This window comes from Streptomyces tardus (genome assembly GCF_018101125.2).
Lineage (GTDB): Bacteria > Actinomycetota > Actinomycetes > Streptomycetales > Streptomycetaceae > Streptomyces > Streptomyces tardus.
This window is the reverse complement of sequence record NZ_JAELVF020000004.1, coordinates 182,744-197,357: the sequence shown is the minus strand read 5'-3', so window position 1 is coordinate 197,357 and position 14,614 is coordinate 182,744. Positions and strand designations below refer to the sequence as shown.

The 14,614-nt window shown below is 72.0% G+C and carries 16 protein-coding genes; 12 read left to right on the top strand and 4 right to left on the bottom strand.

The genetic code is table 11. The features are described from left to right. The first annotated feature begins 1 nt into the window (after window position 1). The 12 genes from JGS22_RS23385 to JGS22_RS23335 all read left to right on the top strand — a co-directional run bounded on the left by JGS22_RS23385 (window position 2) and on the right by JGS22_RS23335 (window position 10,640). Window positions 2-571 (top strand): GNAT family N-acetyltransferase, encoded by a 570-nt coding sequence (locus tag JGS22_RS23385; protein WP_211038391.1) that lies wholly within the window; start codon window positions 2-4, stop codon window positions 569-571. A gap of 143 nt (window positions 572-714) precedes the next feature. Continuing rightward, entirely contained in the window at window positions 715-870 is a 156-nt protein-coding gene (locus JGS22_RS27490; RefSeq protein WP_372454344.1) for a putative leader peptide, read from the top strand. Window positions 871-1,044: 174 nt separating this feature from the next. After that, window positions 1,045-2,742, top strand: a complete 1,698-nt coding sequence (locus JGS22_RS23380) for a nitrite/sulfite reductase (protein ID WP_211038389.1) — start codon at window positions 1,045-1,047, stop codon at window positions 2,740-2,742. After that, window positions 2,739-2,954, top strand: a complete 216-nt coding sequence (locus JGS22_RS23375; protein ID WP_211038387.1) for an eL43 family ribosomal protein — start codon at window positions 2,739-2,741, stop codon at window positions 2,952-2,954. Before JGS22_RS23380 ends, JGS22_RS23375 begins: the two co-directional genes overlap by 4 nt. Further along, window positions 2,951-3,643: a phosphoadenylyl-sulfate reductase gene (locus JGS22_RS23370; protein WP_211038385.1), complete on the top strand. Its 693-nt coding sequence runs from the start codon at window positions 2,951-2,953 to the stop codon at window positions 3,641-3,643. Before JGS22_RS23375 ends, JGS22_RS23370 begins: the two co-directional genes overlap by 4 nt. A gap of 29 nt (window positions 3,644-3,672) precedes the next feature. Then, on the top strand, window positions 3,673-4,323 hold the full coding sequence (gene cysC, locus JGS22_RS23365; RefSeq protein ID WP_211038383.1) for an adenylyl-sulfate kinase: 651 nt from the start codon (window positions 3,673-3,675) through the stop codon (window positions 4,321-4,323). Further along, complete coding sequence (gene cysD / locus JGS22_RS23360; protein ID WP_211038382.1) at window positions 4,320-5,255, top strand: sulfate adenylyltransferase subunit CysD; 936 nt, start codon at window positions 4,320-4,322, stop codon at window positions 5,253-5,255. The genes cysC and cysD overlap by 4 nt, the downstream gene beginning before the upstream one ends. Further along, complete coding sequence (locus JGS22_RS23355) at window positions 5,255-6,613, top strand: sulfate adenylyltransferase subunit 1 (RefSeq protein ID WP_211038380.1); 1,359 nt, start codon at window positions 5,255-5,257, stop codon at window positions 6,611-6,613. The genes cysD and JGS22_RS23355 overlap by 1 nt, the downstream gene beginning before the upstream one ends. A gap of 158 nt (window positions 6,614-6,771) precedes the next feature. After that, window positions 6,772-7,893, top strand: coding sequence for an ABC transporter substrate-binding protein (locus JGS22_RS23350; protein WP_211038377.1), 1,122 nt, complete (start codon window positions 6,772-6,774; stop codon window positions 7,891-7,893). Between the two features lie 42 nt (window positions 7,894-7,935). Beyond that, a complete protein-coding gene (locus tag JGS22_RS23345; protein WP_211038375.1) occupies window positions 7,936-8,730 on the top strand; it encodes an ABC transporter ATP-binding protein in 795 nt (264 codons plus the stop codon). Further along, complete coding sequence (locus JGS22_RS23340) at window positions 8,717-9,715, top strand: ABC transporter permease (RefSeq protein ID WP_211038373.1); 999 nt, start codon at window positions 8,717-8,719, stop codon at window positions 9,713-9,715. The genes JGS22_RS23345 and JGS22_RS23340 overlap by 14 nt, the downstream gene beginning before the upstream one ends. 55 nt (window positions 9,716-9,770) lie before the next feature. After that, complete coding sequence (locus JGS22_RS23335; RefSeq protein ID WP_211038371.1) at window positions 9,771-10,640, top strand: sirohydrochlorin chelatase; 870 nt, start codon at window positions 9,771-9,773, stop codon at window positions 10,638-10,640. 151 nt (window positions 10,641-10,791) lie between these two features. Here JGS22_RS23335 and JGS22_RS23330 read toward each other — a convergent pair whose 3' ends face one another. From JGS22_RS23330 to JGS22_RS23315, 4 genes are all read right to left on the bottom strand, one after another. Further along, window positions 10,792-11,961, bottom strand: a complete 1,170-nt coding sequence (locus JGS22_RS23330) for an LLM class flavin-dependent oxidoreductase (RefSeq protein WP_211038369.1) — start codon at window positions 11,959-11,961, stop codon at window positions 10,792-10,794. A gap of 48 nt (window positions 11,962-12,009) precedes the next feature. Next, the gene (gene ssuE, locus JGS22_RS23325; protein ID WP_211038367.1) at window positions 12,010-12,639 is read right to left on the bottom strand and encodes an NADPH-dependent FMN reductase; all 630 of its coding nucleotides are present in this window, start codon (window positions 12,637-12,639) and stop codon (window positions 12,010-12,012) included. A gap of 209 nt (window positions 12,640-12,848) precedes the next feature. Further along, window positions 12,849-13,547 (bottom strand): winged helix-turn-helix domain-containing protein, encoded by a 699-nt coding sequence (locus JGS22_RS23320; protein WP_308405861.1) that lies wholly within the window; start codon window positions 13,545-13,547, stop codon window positions 12,849-12,851. Window positions 13,548-13,700: 153 nt separating this feature from the next. Beyond that, window positions 13,701-14,606 carry a TauD/TfdA dioxygenase family protein gene (locus JGS22_RS23315; protein ID WP_211038365.1) on the bottom strand — a complete coding sequence of 302 codons (906 nt, stop codon included), beginning with the start codon at window positions 14,604-14,606 and terminating at the stop codon, window positions 13,701-13,703. Window positions 14,607-14,614: the final 8 nt, after the last annotated feature.

Sequence of the window (14,614 nt, the reverse complement as noted above, 5' to 3'; positions counted from 1 at the left end):
CATGGAAACGCGCACCGTCACCACCTGGTCGCTGGAGCAGACCTCGCCCCGGGACCTCCTTGCTGTCCAGCACTCGGACGACCTGTCCGGGATACGGATCGTCCGGGCGGCGGTGCCGAGCCCGGAGTTCAGCCGGTTTCTCTACACCTCGGTGGGTGCGGACGTGACCTGGACGGATCGCCTCGGCTGGAGGTACGAGCAGTGGCGCACCTTGCTCGAACGGCCGGGAGTGGAGACCTGGGTGGCGTACGACCGGGACACCCCGGCCGGTTTCGTGGAGCTGGACGCACAGGACGAGGGCGTCGTGGAGATCGGCTACTTCGGCCTGCTGCCCGCCTTCCGCGGCAGGGGCATCGGTGCGCTGCTGCTGAGCGAAGGCACGGCTCGCGCCTGGGACCTGGCCGACCGACTGCCCGACCGCCGCCGGACCGAGCGGGTCTGGCTGCACACGTGCAGCAAGGACGGGCCGTACGCACTGGCCAACTACCGGCGTCGCGGGTTCCGGGTGTTCGACACCAGGACCGAGGAGGAGCCGGCGGTCGCCGCTCCGGGCCCCTGGCCGGGAGCGTGACGCCCGGCGTCGTCCGCCGACATCCGGCCGCGGTCGCGCGCCTCACCGACCACCGCTCCCCCACGCTGCACAACCGCCCCGGCCGAACCCGACCACAGGCGCCGTACGACACCCCTGACCTGCAATGATGTGAGCGAGCCCACATGTCTCACAGAGTAGGACCGAGTTGTCCGCATCGCGGACGAAGCTGGACTGGATCCAAATCACCGTGCAAGTCTTCCGTCATGTCCGGAGCTGGAACCGCCTTGGTGAGTCGACGTCACGTCGACCTCGGCCGCATGTCCAGCGCCATGTGTTGAGCGGGCTGACAGTCCCAGCACAGCAGCATCGAACCGCCCCCACCGTCGCGGGCGTTCCCCCTCTCCCAGCTCTCCCCCTCTGCCGCGGGGCGCCGGCGCGTGCCCCGTTTCCGCAGGTCCGAGCCTTCTTGACCCGAGCCGCCACACCCCGTCAGCCCGAAGGACGTTTCCGCCATGGCCGACAACGCCAAGCCGACCGCTGCCGCCCCAGCCCGCCGCAAGACGGGCCGCCACCGCGGCGAGGGGCAGTGGGCCAAGGGACATCTCACCCCGCTGAACCCCAACGAGCAGACCAAGAAGGACGATGACGGTCTCAACGTCCGGACACGCATCGAGACGATCTACTCCCGGCAGGGGTTCGACTCGATCGACGGGGCCGACCTGCGCGGACGCATGCGCTGGTGGGGTCTGTACACCCAGCGCAAGCCCGGCATCGACGGCGGCAAGACGGCGGTGCTGGAGCCGGAGGAGCTGGACGACAAGTACTTCATGCTCCGGGTCCGGATCGACGGCGGGCGGCTGACCACCCGTCAGCTGCGTGTGGTGGGCGAGATCTCCGAGGAGTTCGGCCGGGGCACCGCCGACATCACCGACCGGCAGAACGTCCAGTACCACTGGATCCGGATCGAGGACATGCCGGAGATCTGGCGCCGGCTGGAGGAGGTCGGGCTCTCGACCACCGAGGCGTGCGGCGACACCCCGCGGGTGATCCTCGGCTCTCCGGTGGCCGGCATCGCCGAGGACGAGATCGTCGACGGGACGCCGGCGATCGACGAGATCCACCGCAGGGTGGTCGGCAACCCCGCCTTCTCCAACCTGCCCAGGAAGTTCAAGTCCGCGATCTCCGGTTCGCCGCTGCTCGACGTGGCGCACGAGATCAACGACGTCGCCTTCGTGGGCGTCGACCACCCCGAACACGGGCCCGGCTTCGACGTCTGGGTGGGCGGTGGCCTCTCCACCAACCCCAAGATCGGTGTACGGCTGGGCGCCTGGGTCGGTGTCGACGAGGTGCCCGACGTCTTCGAGGGCGTCATCGGAATCTTCCGCGACTACGGATACCGGCGGCTGCGCACCCGGGCCAGGATCAAGTTCCTGGTCGCGGACTGGGGCGCCGAGCGGTTCCGGGAGGTGCTCGAAGAGGAGTACCTGGGACGGAAGTTGGCCGACGGGCCCGCACCCGAGGCGCCCGTCCAGCAGTGGCGCGACCACGTCGGCGTGCACCGGCAGAAGGACGGCCGCTACTACGTCGGCTTCGCACCGCGCGTCGGCCGGGTCGACGGCGCCACGCTGACGAAGATCGCCGATCTCGCCGAGGCACACGGCTCGGGCCGGGTGCGCACCACCGCCGAGCAGAAGATGATCGTGCTCGACGTTCCCGAGGAGCAGGTCGCCTCGCTCAGCGAGGAGTTGGGCGCGCTGGGGCTCACCACGACCCCCTCGCCCTTCCGTCGGGGCACGATGGCCTGCACCGGCATCGAGTTCTGCAAGCTCGCGATCGTGGAGACCAAGGGCCGGGGCCAGTCGCTGATCGAGGAGCTGGAACGTCGGATGCCCGACTTCGACCAGCCCGTCACCATCAACATCAACGGCTGCCCCAACTCCTGCGCCCGCATCCAGGTCGCCGACATCGGGCTCAAGGGCCAGCTGATGCTGGACGAGAACGGCGAACAGGTCGAGGGCTACCAGGTGCACCTCGGCGGCTCGCTCGGCCTCGAACCGGGCTTCGGCCGCAAGGTGCGCGGCCTCAAGGTCACCGCCGCCGCGCTGCCCGACTACGTCGAGCGCGTCCTGCACAACTTCCAGCAGCAGCGCACCGACGGCGAACGTTTCGCCCAGTGGGCGGCCCGGGCCGAGGAGGGCGACCTCAAGTGAGCGAGCGAGCGGCGCCGTACTACTGCCCGTACTGCGGCGAGGAGGACCTGCGGCCGTCCGAGGAAGGGCCGGGCGCCTGGGAGTGCGCGGACTGCAACCGGGCGTTCGCGGTGAAGTTCCTCGGGCTGCTTGCCGCGGGCTTCCGCGGCGGAGCTTCCGCTCCCGCGGACACGTCCCCGACGCACGACCGGAGCGAGGAGGAGCACCGATGAGCACGGACGCGGAGCTGCGCGAGCTCGCCGAGGAGGCGGGGCGTCGGCTGGAGGACGCCACCGCGTCGGAGATCCTGCGCTGGGCGACGGAAACCTTCGGCGCTCGCTTCTGTGTGACCTCCTCGATGGAGGACGCGGTCGTCGCCCATCTCGCCTCGCGGGTGCGGCCCGGCGTCGACGTGGTCTTCCTGGACACCGGCTACCACTTCCCCGAGACCATCGGCACCCGTGACGCCGTCGCCCAGGTGATGGACGTCAACGTCACGACCCTGACGCCCCGTCAGAGCGTCGCGCAGCAGGACGCCCGGTACGGGCCGAGGCTCCACGACCGCGACCCGGACCTGTGCTGCTCGCTGCGGAAGGTCCAACCGCTGGAGGAGGGCCTGGCCGGCTACGCCGCGTGGGCGACCGGGCTGCGCCGGGAGGAGTCGCCGACCAGGGCGAACACTCCGGTGGTCGGTTGGGACGAGCGTCGCCGGAAGGTCAAGGTCTCCCCGATCGCGCGCTGGACCGCTGCCGATGTGGAGGAGTACGTCGGCGCGCACGGCGTGCTCACCAACCCGCTGCTGACCGACGGTTACGCCTCCATCGGCTGCGCCCCGTGCACCCGCCGGGTCGCCGCCGGCGAGGACGCCAGGGCCGGCCGCTGGTCGGGCAACACCAAGACCGAGTGCGGACTGCACGGCTGATGGCCCCGACGACGAGCAGGGAGCGGGAGATGACGACTGCGGGCACCGCAACGACCGGGCCGCCGACCGACGTCGGCACCGGCATCACGAGCCCCGACACGGCCACCGACACGGGCGGGCACTCGGCCACGCCCACGGACGCGGACAGCGGTGGCGTGACGGTGTGGCTGACCGGGCTGCCGAGCGCCGGAAAGAGCACGCTGGCGCGGGAGTTGGCGCCCCGGCTGCGCGCCGCGGGCCGCCGGGTGGAGGTGCTGGACGGCGACGAGATCCGCGAGTTCCTCTCCGCGGGGCTCGGCTTCTCCCGCGAGGACCGCCACACCAACGTCCAACGCATCGGCTTCGTCGCCCAGTTGCTGGCCTCGCACGGGGTGACCGTGCTGGTGCCGGTGATCGCGCCGTACGCCGAGTCCCGCGAAGCCGTGCGCGAACGGCACCGGGCCGCGGGCACCTCGTACCTGGAGGTGCACGTGGCGACGCCGGTGGAGGTCTGCTCGGTCCGCGACGTGAAGGGCCTGTACGCCAAGCAGGCCGGCGGTGAGATCACCGGCCTGACCGGCGTGGACGACCCGTACGAGGCTCCGGTCGATCCGGACCTGCGGATCGCCGCACACGAGCAGAGCGTCTCGGAGTCCGCCGCGGCGCTCGAGTCGCTGCTGAGGGAGAGGGGATCGGCGTGAGTGTCACGACCACCGCCACTGAGGAGAAGGACAGCCCGTACGCGCTCAGCCACCTGGACGCGCTGGAGTCGGAGGCCGTGCACATCTTCCGGGAGGTGGCGGGCGAGTTCGAGCGGCCGGTGATCCTCTTCTCCGGCGGCAAGGACTCCATCGTGATGCTGCATCTGGCGCTGAAGGCGTTCGCGCCGGCACCGGTGCCGTTCGCGCTGCTGCACGTGGACACCGGCCACAACTTCCCCGAGGTGCTGGAGTACCGGGACCGCACGGTCGCGCAGCACGGGCTGCGGCTGCACGTCGGCTCGGTCCAGGAGCTGATCGACCGCGGCGAGTTGCGCGAGCGCCCGGACGGCACCCGCAACCCCCTCCAGACGGTGCCGCTGCTCCGGGAGATCGAGGCGGGCCGCTTCGACGCCGTGTTCGGCGGTGGCCGCCGCGACGAGGAGAAGGCCCGCGCCAAGGAGCGGGTGTTCTCGCTGCGGGACGAGTTCGGCGGCTGGGACCCGCGCCGCCAGCGCCCCGAGCTGTGGCAGCTCTACAACGGGCGCCACTCCCCCGGCGAGCACGTACGCGTCTTCCCGCTGTCGAACTGGACCGAGCTGGACGTCTGGCAGTACATCCTGCGCGAGAAGATCGAACTGCCCGCCATCTACTACGCGCACGAGCGCGAGGTGTTCGCGCGCAGCGGCATGTGGCTGGCTCCCGGCGAGTGGGGCGGGCCCGGCCGGGGCGAGTCGCTGGAGCGCCGTCGGGTGCGCTACCGCACCGTCGGCGACATGTCCTGCACCGGCGCGGTCGACTCCGACGCCGACACGATCGAGAAGGTCATCACCGAGATCGCGGCCTCCCGGCTCACCGAACGCGGTGCCACCCGGGCGGACGACAAGCTCTCCGAGGCCGCGATGGAAGACCGCAAGCGCGAGGGGTACTTCTGATGACCACCGAACAGACGGCCTTCGAGGCCGATCCGACGGCGACCGCGGCGACCGCGCTGCTGCGCTTCGCCACCGCGGGCTCGGTCGACGACGGCAAGTCCACCCTGGTGGGCAGGCTGCTGCACGACTCCAAGTCGGTGCTGAGCGACCAGTTGGAGGCCGTCGAGCACGCCTCTCGCAACCGCGGCCAGGAGACGCCGGACCTGGCGCTGCTGACCGACGGGCTGCGCGCGGAGCGCGAGCAGGGCATCACCATCGACGTCGCTTACCGCTACTTCGCCACTCCTCGGCGCCGGTTCATCCTGGCCGACACCCCCGGGCACGTGCAGTACACCCGGAACATGGTCACCGGAGCCTCCACCGCCGAGCTGGCGATCATCCTGGTCGACGCCCGGCACGGAGTGGTCGAGCAGACCCGCAGGCACGCCGCGGTGGCCGCGCTGCTGCGCGTGCCGCACGTGGTGCTCGCGGTCAACAAGATGGACCTGGTCGACTACGCGGAGCCCGACTTCGCGGACATCGCGCGGGAGTTCACCCGGTACGCCGCGGAGCTGGGCGTGCCCGAGGTCACCGCCATCCCCATCTCGGCGCTGGCAGGCGACAACGTGGTGACCGCCTCCGCGCGGATGCCCTGGTACGGCGGGCCCACCGTCCTGGAGCACCTGGAGACGGTGCCGGTCGGCCACGACCCGTCCGAGGACGTGGCGCGCTTCCCCGTGCAGTACGTCATCCGTCCGCAGACCGCCGAACTCCCGGACTACCGCGGCTACGCGGGCCAGATCGCCTCCGGCATCCTGCGCGTCGGCCAGCGGGTCGCGGTACTGCCCTCGGGCCGCGCCAGCACCGTCGAGGCCATCGACGCGCTCGGTGAGCAGGTCGACGTCGCCTGGGCCCCGCAGTCGGTGACGCTGCGGCTGACCGACGACCTCGACATATCCCGCGGCGATCTGCTGGTGCCCGTCGACGACCGTCCCGAGCCGAGCCAGGACCTCACCGCGACCGTCTGCCATCTGCACGACCGCCCGCTGCGTCCGGGCGCGAGGGTGCTGCTCAAGCACACCACCCGCACGGTCAAGGCGATCGTCAGGGAGCTTCCCTCCCGGCTGACTCTGGACGACCTCTCCCAGCACCCCGAGCCCGGCGAGCTGGTGGCCAACGAGATCGGCAGGGTGGTGCTGCGCACCGCCGAACCGCTGGCGCTCGACGCGTACGCCACCTCCCGGCGCACCGGCTCCTTCCTGCTGATCGACCCGGCCGACGGCACCACGCTCACGGCGGGCATGGCCGGCGACGCGTTCGCGGAGAAGGCCGACGAGCTGCACACGGCCGAGCGCGACGACGACGGCTGGGACTTCTGACAGATGATCGACTCGGTTTTCACCACCTTCGACCAGCGCGGCGGCCGGATAGGCGACGGCGTGGTGGGGAGCGGGCACGGCGGCATCGACCGATGTATGCGATGCCGAACCGCCCCAGCCCCGCCACCGACTGCCTGAGTCTCGAAGGGACTTGCCCCATGTCTGCACCCACCGCCCGTTCCGGGTCCCGCCGCCGCACCCTCGCCGCGCTGGCCGGCGCGGCCGTGTTCCCCCTGCTGCTGACCGCGTGCGGCTACGGGTCCGAGGCGTCCGACGAGGCCGGGGCGCCCAAGGCGGAGGGCAAGAAGGTGGGCGGCCTGGACGAGGTGAAGGTCGGTTTCTTCGCCAACGTCACCCACGCCACCCCGCTGGTCGGCTTCGGCGGGGAGGGGCTCATCCAGAAGGAGCTCGGCGGCACGCAGGCCAAGCCGTACCTCTTCAACGCCGGCCCGTCCGCGATCGAGGCGCTCAACTCCGGCTCCGTCGACATGACCTGGATCGGTCCCTCGCCGGCCATCAACGGGTACACCAAGGCCGCGGGCAAGAACCTGCGGGTGGTCGCCGGAGCCACCTCGGGCGGCGCCTCGCTGGTCGTCGACCCCGAGAAGATCAAGAGCGAGGCGGATCTGAAGGGCAAGCGGATCGCCACCCCGCAGCCCGGCAACACCCAGGACGTGGCGCTGCTCAACTACCTGAACGAGAAGGGCCACAAGGTCGACCCCGAGACCGGCAAGGGCGACGTCTCCGTCCTCCGGCAGGACAACAAGGAGATTCCGACCACCTTCCAGCAGGGCGATCTGGACGGTGCCTGGGTGCCCGAGCCGACCGCCTCCAACGTCCTCGACAAGGGCGGCAAGGTGCTGATCGACGAGCGCGACCTGTGGGACGACGGGAAGTTCGTCACCACCCATCTGATCGTCTCGCAGAAGTTCCTCGAGAAGCACCCGGAAGTCGTCGAGGCGGTCGTCCGCGGCTCCGTGAAGACCAACGCCTGGATCAACGACAACCCCGGCAAGGCGCGCGAACAGGTCAACGCCGGGCTGGAGAAGCACGGCGGCAAGAAGCTCCCCAAGTCCGTGATCGACCCGGCGTTCCGGAACATCGAGGTCACCGACGACCCGCTGGCCTCCACCCTCGACGAGCAGGCGAGGAACGCCGTCGACTCCGGGCTCCTGGACAAGGCCGAGATCAAGGGGATCTACGACCTCTCGATCCTCAACAAGGTGCTCGAGGCCGAGGGCCGGCCGGCCGTCGAGGACGCCGGACTCGGCGCCAAGTGACCGTGACCGCCCACCCATCACCCCAGTAGGAGGTGGCCCGCGATGGCAACCGCACTTCTCAAGGCGCCGGTCGACGAGCAGACCGAGCACGGCTACGCGGCGCGTATCGACCACGTCTCGAAGTCCTTCGGCCGGCAGGGCGAGCAGCAGCTCGTGCTGGACGACATCTCGCTGGACGTCGCACCCGGCGAGTTCGTCACCCTGCTCGGCGCGTCCGGCTGCGGAAAGTCCACCCTGCTCAATCTGGTGGCCGGGCTGGACCGGCCGTCCGCCGGTTCGATCCACGTACCCGGCGGACGGGCGGCGCTGATGTTCCAGGAGCACGCGCTGTTCCCCTGGCTGACCGCGGGGAAGAACATCGAGCTCGCGCTGAAGATGCGCGGACTGCCCAAGGGCGAACGCCGCGCCGAGGCGGAGCGGCTGCTGGAGCTGGTACGGCTCCAGGGCGCGCACGGCAAGCGGGTGCACGAGCTCTCCGGCGGTATGCGGCAGCGAGTGGCGCTGGCGCGGGCGCTGGCCCAAGACAGTCAACTCCTGCTGATGGACGAGCCGTTCGCCGCGCTCGACGCCATCACCCGGGACGTGCTGCACGAGGAGCTGACCCGCATCTGGCGCGAGACGGACGTCTCGGTGCTGTTCGTGACGCACAACGTGCGCGAGGCCGTACGGCTGGCCCAACGGGTGGTGCTGCTCTCCTCCCGGCCCGGCCGGATCGCCCGCGAGTGGCGGGTGGACATCCCCCAGCCGCGCCGTATCGAGGACGCCGCCGTCGCGCAGCTGTCCGTCGAGATCACCGAAGAGCTGCGGGGAGAGATCCGTCGTCATGGCCAACACTGAGACAACGGGCTCGGCCCGTGAACGGCACCGGACCGGCCGGGACACCGCCGACAGCGGCGCGCCGGGCCCGGTGAACGGGCCGGGCGGCCCCGGCGGCAACGGCGGCTCGGACGGCAACGGACAGGCCGCCTCCGACCTCGCCGGTCTCGAGGCCGGGCTGGACGCGCTGGACAGCAAGTCGGCCGCCCGCACCTCGCTGGGCCGGGTGCTGCTGACCAAGGTCCTCCCGCCCGTGGTGGCGATCGCGCTGGTGCTGCTGCTGTGGCAGCTGGCGTTCGCGCTGGAGCTCAAGGAGGACTACCAGCTGCCCAGCCCGCTCCAGGTGGGCAGCGCGATCGGCGACCTGTGGCTGAAGGGCACCCTGCTGGAGGTCATCTGGACCAGCGTCTCGCGCGGGCTCCTGGGCTTCGGCATCGCCATCGTCATCGGCACCCCGCTGGGTCTGCTGGTGGGCAAGGTGTGGTTCGTACGGGCGGCCATCGGACCGATCCTGACCGGACTCCAGTCGCTGCCCTCGGTGGCCTGGGTGCCCGCGGCGATCATCTGGTTCGGGCTCTCCGACGCGATGATCTACACCGTCATCCTGCTGGGTGCGGTGCCCTCGATCGCCAACGGGCTGGTCTCCGGCCTCGACCAGGTTCCGCCGCTCTACCGGCGCGCGGGGCGGGTCATCGGAGCGACGGGGCTGGCCGGCGTACGGCATGTGCTGCTGCCCGCCTCCCTCCCGGGCTACCTCGCCGGCCTCAAGCAGGGCTGGGCGTTCGCCTGGCGTTCGCTGATGGCGGCGGAGATCATCGCGCGCTCCCCGGATCTCGGGGCCGGGCTGGGACAGTTGCTGGAGAACGGGCGCGGCAACCAGGACATGGCGATGGTCCTGAGCGCGATCCTGCTGATCCTGATCGTCGGCATCGCCATCGACCTGCTGGTCTTCGCCCCGCTGGAACGACGGGTGCTGCGCAGCCGCGGTCTGCTGGTGAGCCGCTGACACCGCCTCCGGCGAGCGTGTCCGTTCCGTCCTACCCGCACCGAGAGAAAGCCGCATGAACCGCTTCCCCCACGCACTGCCACGGCCCGACCCCGGGCCCCGGCCGACCCTGCTGGTCGTCGCGCACGGCAGCCGCGACCCGCGGCACGCCGCGACCGTCGCCCGGCTGTGCGCACGGCTGCGCCTGCTGGCGCCCGGGGCCCGGGTCGAAGCGGCCCATCTGGACTTCAACGCGCCGAGCGTGCCGCAGGTTCTGGAGCGGCTGCACGCCGAGGCGGTGACCGAGGGCAGGGAGGTGTGCGAGGTGGTGGCGCTGCCGCTGCTCCTCACCCGCGCCTTCCACGCCAGGACCGACATCCCCGCCGTGCTGCGGGAGTCCGCCCTTGCGCTGCCCCGGCTGTCGGTCACCCGGGCAGAGGTGCTCGGCCCCGACGCTCTGCTGGTCGCCGCGCTGGAGCGGCGGCTGCGCGAAGCCGGGCTCCGGCCCGGCGACATCGGCTCGACCGGGGTCGTACTGGCCGCGGCGGGCTCCTCCGATCCGGAGGCGATCGCAGTGATTGCCGACGTCGCGCGGGAGTGGCGGCGCACCACCGGCTGGTGCGCTGTGCGTCCTGCGTTCGCCTCCGCCTCCGGCCCCCGCACCGAGGACGCGGTACGCGCGCTGCGGGCCGAGGGGATACGACGCATCGCCGTCGCGCCGTACGTGATCGCCCCCGGGCGGCTGCCCGACCGGATCGCGGCGGGTGCGCTCGACGGCGGCGCGGATCTCTGCGCACCCGTGCTGGGCGACGCCCCGGAACTCGCGCAACTGCTGCTGCGCCGGGCGCGGGAGCAGCTGCACACGACCGCGGCCGTACGCAGCGGCGGTTCCGTCCACAGGGCGGCGAGCCCGCGGGCGGGGACGGACGCGGCGCAGGCCGCCTGAGCCCGCTCCTGCGAGCGGAGGGCAGTGCACGGCCCGACCTGCGCGACTCCCGTGGTGGTCCCGTTCCGTCCGCGCGCCCGGCGCGGGGACGGAACGGCGCCGGTCGGCGCGGGTGTGGAACGGCGCCGGGCCCGCGGGCCCGGCGCGCGCTTCAGGATGCGGTGGCCAGCGGCGCTTCGTGCTGTCGCGGCCCGAGCGGTGCGGAACGGTGCGGGTGGTGCCAGAGCCCTTCGCGTTCCAGGAGAGGGAGCACTCCCTCGCCGAACCAGTACGCCTCCTCCAGATGCGGGTACCCCGAGAGGACGAACTCCTCGATGCCCAACTCCCGGTACTCCTTGATGAGTTCGGCGACCTCGACATGGCTGCCGACGAGCGCCGTGCCCGCGCCGCCGCGCACCAGCCCCACTCCGGCCCACAGCCCGGGGTGGATCTCCAGCGCGCGGCTGTCGCCCGACCTCCGGTCGCCGCCGTGGAGTTCGAGCATCCGCCGCTGCCCTTCGGACTCGCTTCGGTGCAGACCTCGTTGTACGGCGGCGACCGTCTCCGGGTCGAAGCCGTCCAGCAGCCGCTGCGCCTGGGCCCACGCCTCGGCCGAGGTGTCGCGGGAGATGACGTGCAGACGAATGCCGAAACGCACCGTCCGCCCCTCCTCGGCCGCCGACGCGCGCACCCGGTCCAGCTTCTGCGCGACCTGCGCGGGCGGCTCTCCCCAGGTGAGGTAGACATCGCTGTGCCGACCGGCGACCGCCACCGCTGCGGGCGAGGATCCGCCGAAGTAGATCGGCGGCACCGGATCGGGGAGCCGCGTCAACTCGGCGCGCTCCACCCGCAGATGAGCGCCGTCGAGGCTGACGCTGCGACCGGCCCACAGTCCCCGTACGACCTCCAGGAACTCGCCGGTGCGGGCGTACCGCCCGTCCTTGTCGAGGAAGTCGCCGAAGGCGCGCTGCTCCTCGCTCTCCCCGCCGGTGACGACGTTCAGCAGCAGCCGCCCACCGGTCTGCCGCTGGTAGGTGGACGCCATCTGGGCGGCGAGCGTGGGCGAGATCAGGCCGGGCCGGAAGGCGACCAGGAACTTGAGGTGTTCGGTGTTCTCGCTGACCAGCGCGGTGGTCAGCCAGGCGTCCTCGCACCAGGTGCCGGTGGGCGTCAACGCGCCGGTGAAGCCGACCTGTTCGGCGGCGCGAGCGATCTGGCTGAGATAGCCGACGGAGGGCGGCCGGTCGCCGCCCGAGGCGGTGGTGGGCGTACCGTGCCCGCCGCCCACCACATGGCGGCTGTCGCCGCTGGTGGGCAGGAACCAGTGGAAGGTCAGGCTCATCTGTGTCTGCTCCGGGAGTGGAAGGCGTAGGGGTGGGAGAAGGTCTGGTCAGGCTGCGACGGAGACCCGGGCGTCACCGGGGCCGCGGGCGTCGTGCCGGCCGCGGGCGGCGTGAGCAGTTGGAGCGTCGCGGGGAGCGAGGGCGTCGCGGGCGGCGAGGGCCGTGGTGAGGCGTTCGACCGCCGCCTCGACGCCCTCGGCGGCCTCTCGGCCCAGCGTCAGCCCGCCGTCCGCGTCGAGCGACAGTTCACGGTCGGTCACGAACCAGCCGCGCAGCACACTGTCGGTGCCGAGCGAGGTGAGAACGGGTCTCAGCCCGTAGTCGATGGCCAGTACGTGGGCCGGGGTGCCGCCCGTGGCAAGCGGCAGCACCGTCTTGCCGGCCAGCGCGGACTGCGGCAGCAGGTCGAGCAGCGTCTTCAGCAGCCCGCTGTAGGCGGCCTTGTAGACCGGGGTGCCGATGACGACCGCGTCCGCCTCGGCGACGGCCGCCAGCGCGGCGGCGATGGCGGGGTGGGAGGCGTCGGCGGCGAGCAGCGCGACGGGCGGCAGATCGCGCACGTCCAGATGGTCGACGGTGTGTCCGGTGGCGCTCAGCCGCGAACCGACGTGGCGGACCAGGGCGTTGGTGCGTGAGGTGGGCGAGGGGCTTCCGGTGAGGGCGAGTACATGCGCCATCGCTGGCTCCTTCTCGGTGGTGCGGTGCGGGTGCGGATGTGGGCGGGGGCGGTGCGCGAGTGTGGTCGGATGCGCGCTGCGGATGTGCGGCGCGGGTGCGTTCGGCGACAGGGGCGGCGCGCCCGGCTGGGGCGGGGCGGCGGGCAGGGGTGCAGCCCCGCCCCAGCCGGGCGCTGGATGGAACGCGCGCGGCGCGAGCGTCGCCGCGCTCAGGTCCGGTCGGGCACGTACTTGTAGCCGACCCGCCGCACGGTGACGATGCTGTCCCGCCGCTCGACGCCGAGCTTTCGACGCAGCCGGGCGATGTGCACGTCGACGGTGCGGCCGTCGCCCGGATAGTCGTAGCCCCAGACGGTGGAGACCAGCGAGGTCCGCGAGTGCACCCGGTGCGGGTGGCCCACGAGATGGGCGAGCAGCTCGAACTCCAGGTAGGTCAGGTCGAGTTCGGTCCCGTCCAGCAGTGCCACATAACGCTCGTGGTCGATGACCACGGCGGCCGGACCCGACTCGGGTGCCTCCACGACGGGCGGCTGCTGCGCGGCCTGCTCCCCGCTCTGCGTCACCTCCGCCACGGTCGCGGGCGCTTCGGTCAGCGGTGCTCCGGCGGCGGCCCGGCTTGTCGCCGCGGGTCCGGGTGGGGCGGAGGGCAGCGCCGTACGCGGCTGGGTCGCGGCGCCGGCGGCCAGTGGCGGCGGCCCGGACGTGGGCAGCCGGGGATCGACGCGGCGCACCGTCACCGTCGAGGCGAAGAGTTCGGCCGGCGAGGTGCCCTCCGGGGCGAGCACCAGATAGCCGACCAGCGGCACGTCCTTCGTGCGACGCGGGTCGACGACGCGCAGGTGGCGGCTGCCGGCCGACACGACGGAGAGAGCGGGGGCAGGGGCGGAGGTCAGGGCGGGCTGCGACACGGGAGACTCCTGGAGTGCGGTGCGTGGAGGGGGATTCGGGAAGGCGCCGAGTGGTGCGGCGCGGCGCCGGGCGATGCGGGGCGGTGCCGGGTGGCGCCGGGCGATGCCGGGTGGCGGGGTGGGGCGGGCACATGAGCCCGCCCCACCCGCTGGTCAGGCTGCGGCCGGCGTGTAGTGGGCGGCTTCGTCGCCCTCGAGGATGTAGCTGTGCCGGCCGTCGACGCCGACGGGCACATCACCGGCGACGGTGATCCGGTGCAGCCGGCGGGGCAGCTCGCCGTAGTCGTCCGGGGCGTAGTGCTGGGTGCTGCGGTTGTCGAAAAGCACGACGTCCCCCGGCTCCCAGACGACCCGGAGCAGGTTCTCCGGGCGGGTGACGTAGGACTGGAGGATGCGCAGCAGATCCCTGGACTCCGAGGAGTTCAGGCCCACCAGGCTCTGCGCGAACCCGCCGATGAACAGCCCGCGTTCACCCGATTCGGGGTGGACGCGCACCACCGGGTGCGCGGTGCGGTACTTGGTCGAGACGAACTTCGCCCGGTGCTCGGACGCCGCGTCGCTCGACGGCCTGGAGTGGGTGGCGTAGTCGTAGTCGTTGGTGTGGACGGCCCACAGCCGGTCCGCCAGCTCGCGCAGCGCCTCGGGCAGATCCTGGTACGCGGTCTGGGAGTTGGCGATCAGGGTGTTTCCGCCGTAGGGCGGCACAACGAGGCTGCGCAGGGTCGACGCCTTGGGCGGGGTGCGTACGAAGGTGACGTCGGTGTGCCAGTGGTTCGCGCGGATGCCCTCGCCGCCGTCGACGGGAAGGATGTTGGGGCGTCCGTCGACGGAGTCCACCGTCGGGTGTGCGCCGGTCAGTTCCCCGAAGAGCGCGGCGAAGCGCAACTGCCTCTCGTCGTCGAGGTGTTGGCCCCGGAAGACCAGTGCCTTGTGCTCCAGGAGGGCGGCGTTGATCTCGGCGGCCAGCGCCGGCTCCAGCGGCTGGGAGAGGTCGACGCCGACCAGTTCGGCGCCGATGCGACCTCCGATGCGGCGTATGTCGAATGCGGTGGTGGTCATGAGGATTG

What these genes read in the sequence shown, in the direction of transcription:
- JGS22_RS23385 (WP_211038391.1), top strand. Translation starts at nt 2, where the DNA reads ATGGAAACGCGCACCGTCACCACCTGGTCGCTGGAGCAGACCTCGCCC.
- JGS22_RS27490 (WP_372454344.1), top strand. Translation starts at nt 715, where the DNA reads ATGTCTCACAGAGTAGGACCGAGTTGTCCGCATCGCGGACGAAGCTGG.
- JGS22_RS23380 (WP_211038389.1), top strand. Translation starts at nt 1,045, where the DNA reads ATGGCCGACAACGCCAAGCCGACCGCTGCCGCCCCAGCCCGCCGCAAG.
- JGS22_RS23370 (WP_211038385.1), top strand. Translation starts at nt 2,951, where the DNA reads ATGAGCACGGACGCGGAGCTGCGCGAGCTCGCCGAGGAGGCGGGGCGT.
- cysC (WP_211038383.1), top strand. Translation starts at nt 3,673, where the DNA reads ATGACGACTGCGGGCACCGCAACGACCGGGCCGCCGACCGACGTCGGC.
- JGS22_RS23355 (WP_211038380.1), top strand. Translation starts at nt 5,255, where the DNA reads ATGACCACCGAACAGACGGCCTTCGAGGCCGATCCGACGGCGACCGCG.
- JGS22_RS23350 (WP_211038377.1), top strand. Translation starts at nt 6,772, where the DNA reads ATGTCTGCACCCACCGCCCGTTCCGGGTCCCGCCGCCGCACCCTCGCC.
- JGS22_RS23345 (WP_211038375.1), top strand. Translation starts at nt 7,936, where the DNA reads ATGGCAACCGCACTTCTCAAGGCGCCGGTCGACGAGCAGACCGAGCAC.
- JGS22_RS23340 (WP_211038373.1), top strand. Translation starts at nt 8,717, where the DNA reads ATGGCCAACACTGAGACAACGGGCTCGGCCCGTGAACGGCACCGGACC.
- JGS22_RS23335 (WP_211038371.1), top strand. Translation starts at nt 9,771, where the DNA reads ATGAACCGCTTCCCCCACGCACTGCCACGGCCCGACCCCGGGCCCCGG.
- JGS22_RS23330 (WP_211038369.1), bottom strand. Translation starts at nt 11,961, where the DNA reads ATGAGCCTGACCTTCCACTGGTTCCTGCCCACCAGCGGCGACAGCCGC.
- ssuE (WP_211038367.1), bottom strand. Translation starts at nt 12,639, where the DNA reads ATGGCGCATGTACTCGCCCTCACCGGAAGCCCCTCGCCCACCTCACGC.
- JGS22_RS23315 (WP_211038365.1), bottom strand. Translation starts at nt 14,606, where the DNA reads ATGACCACCACCGCATTCGACATACGCCGCATCGGAGGTCGCATCGGC.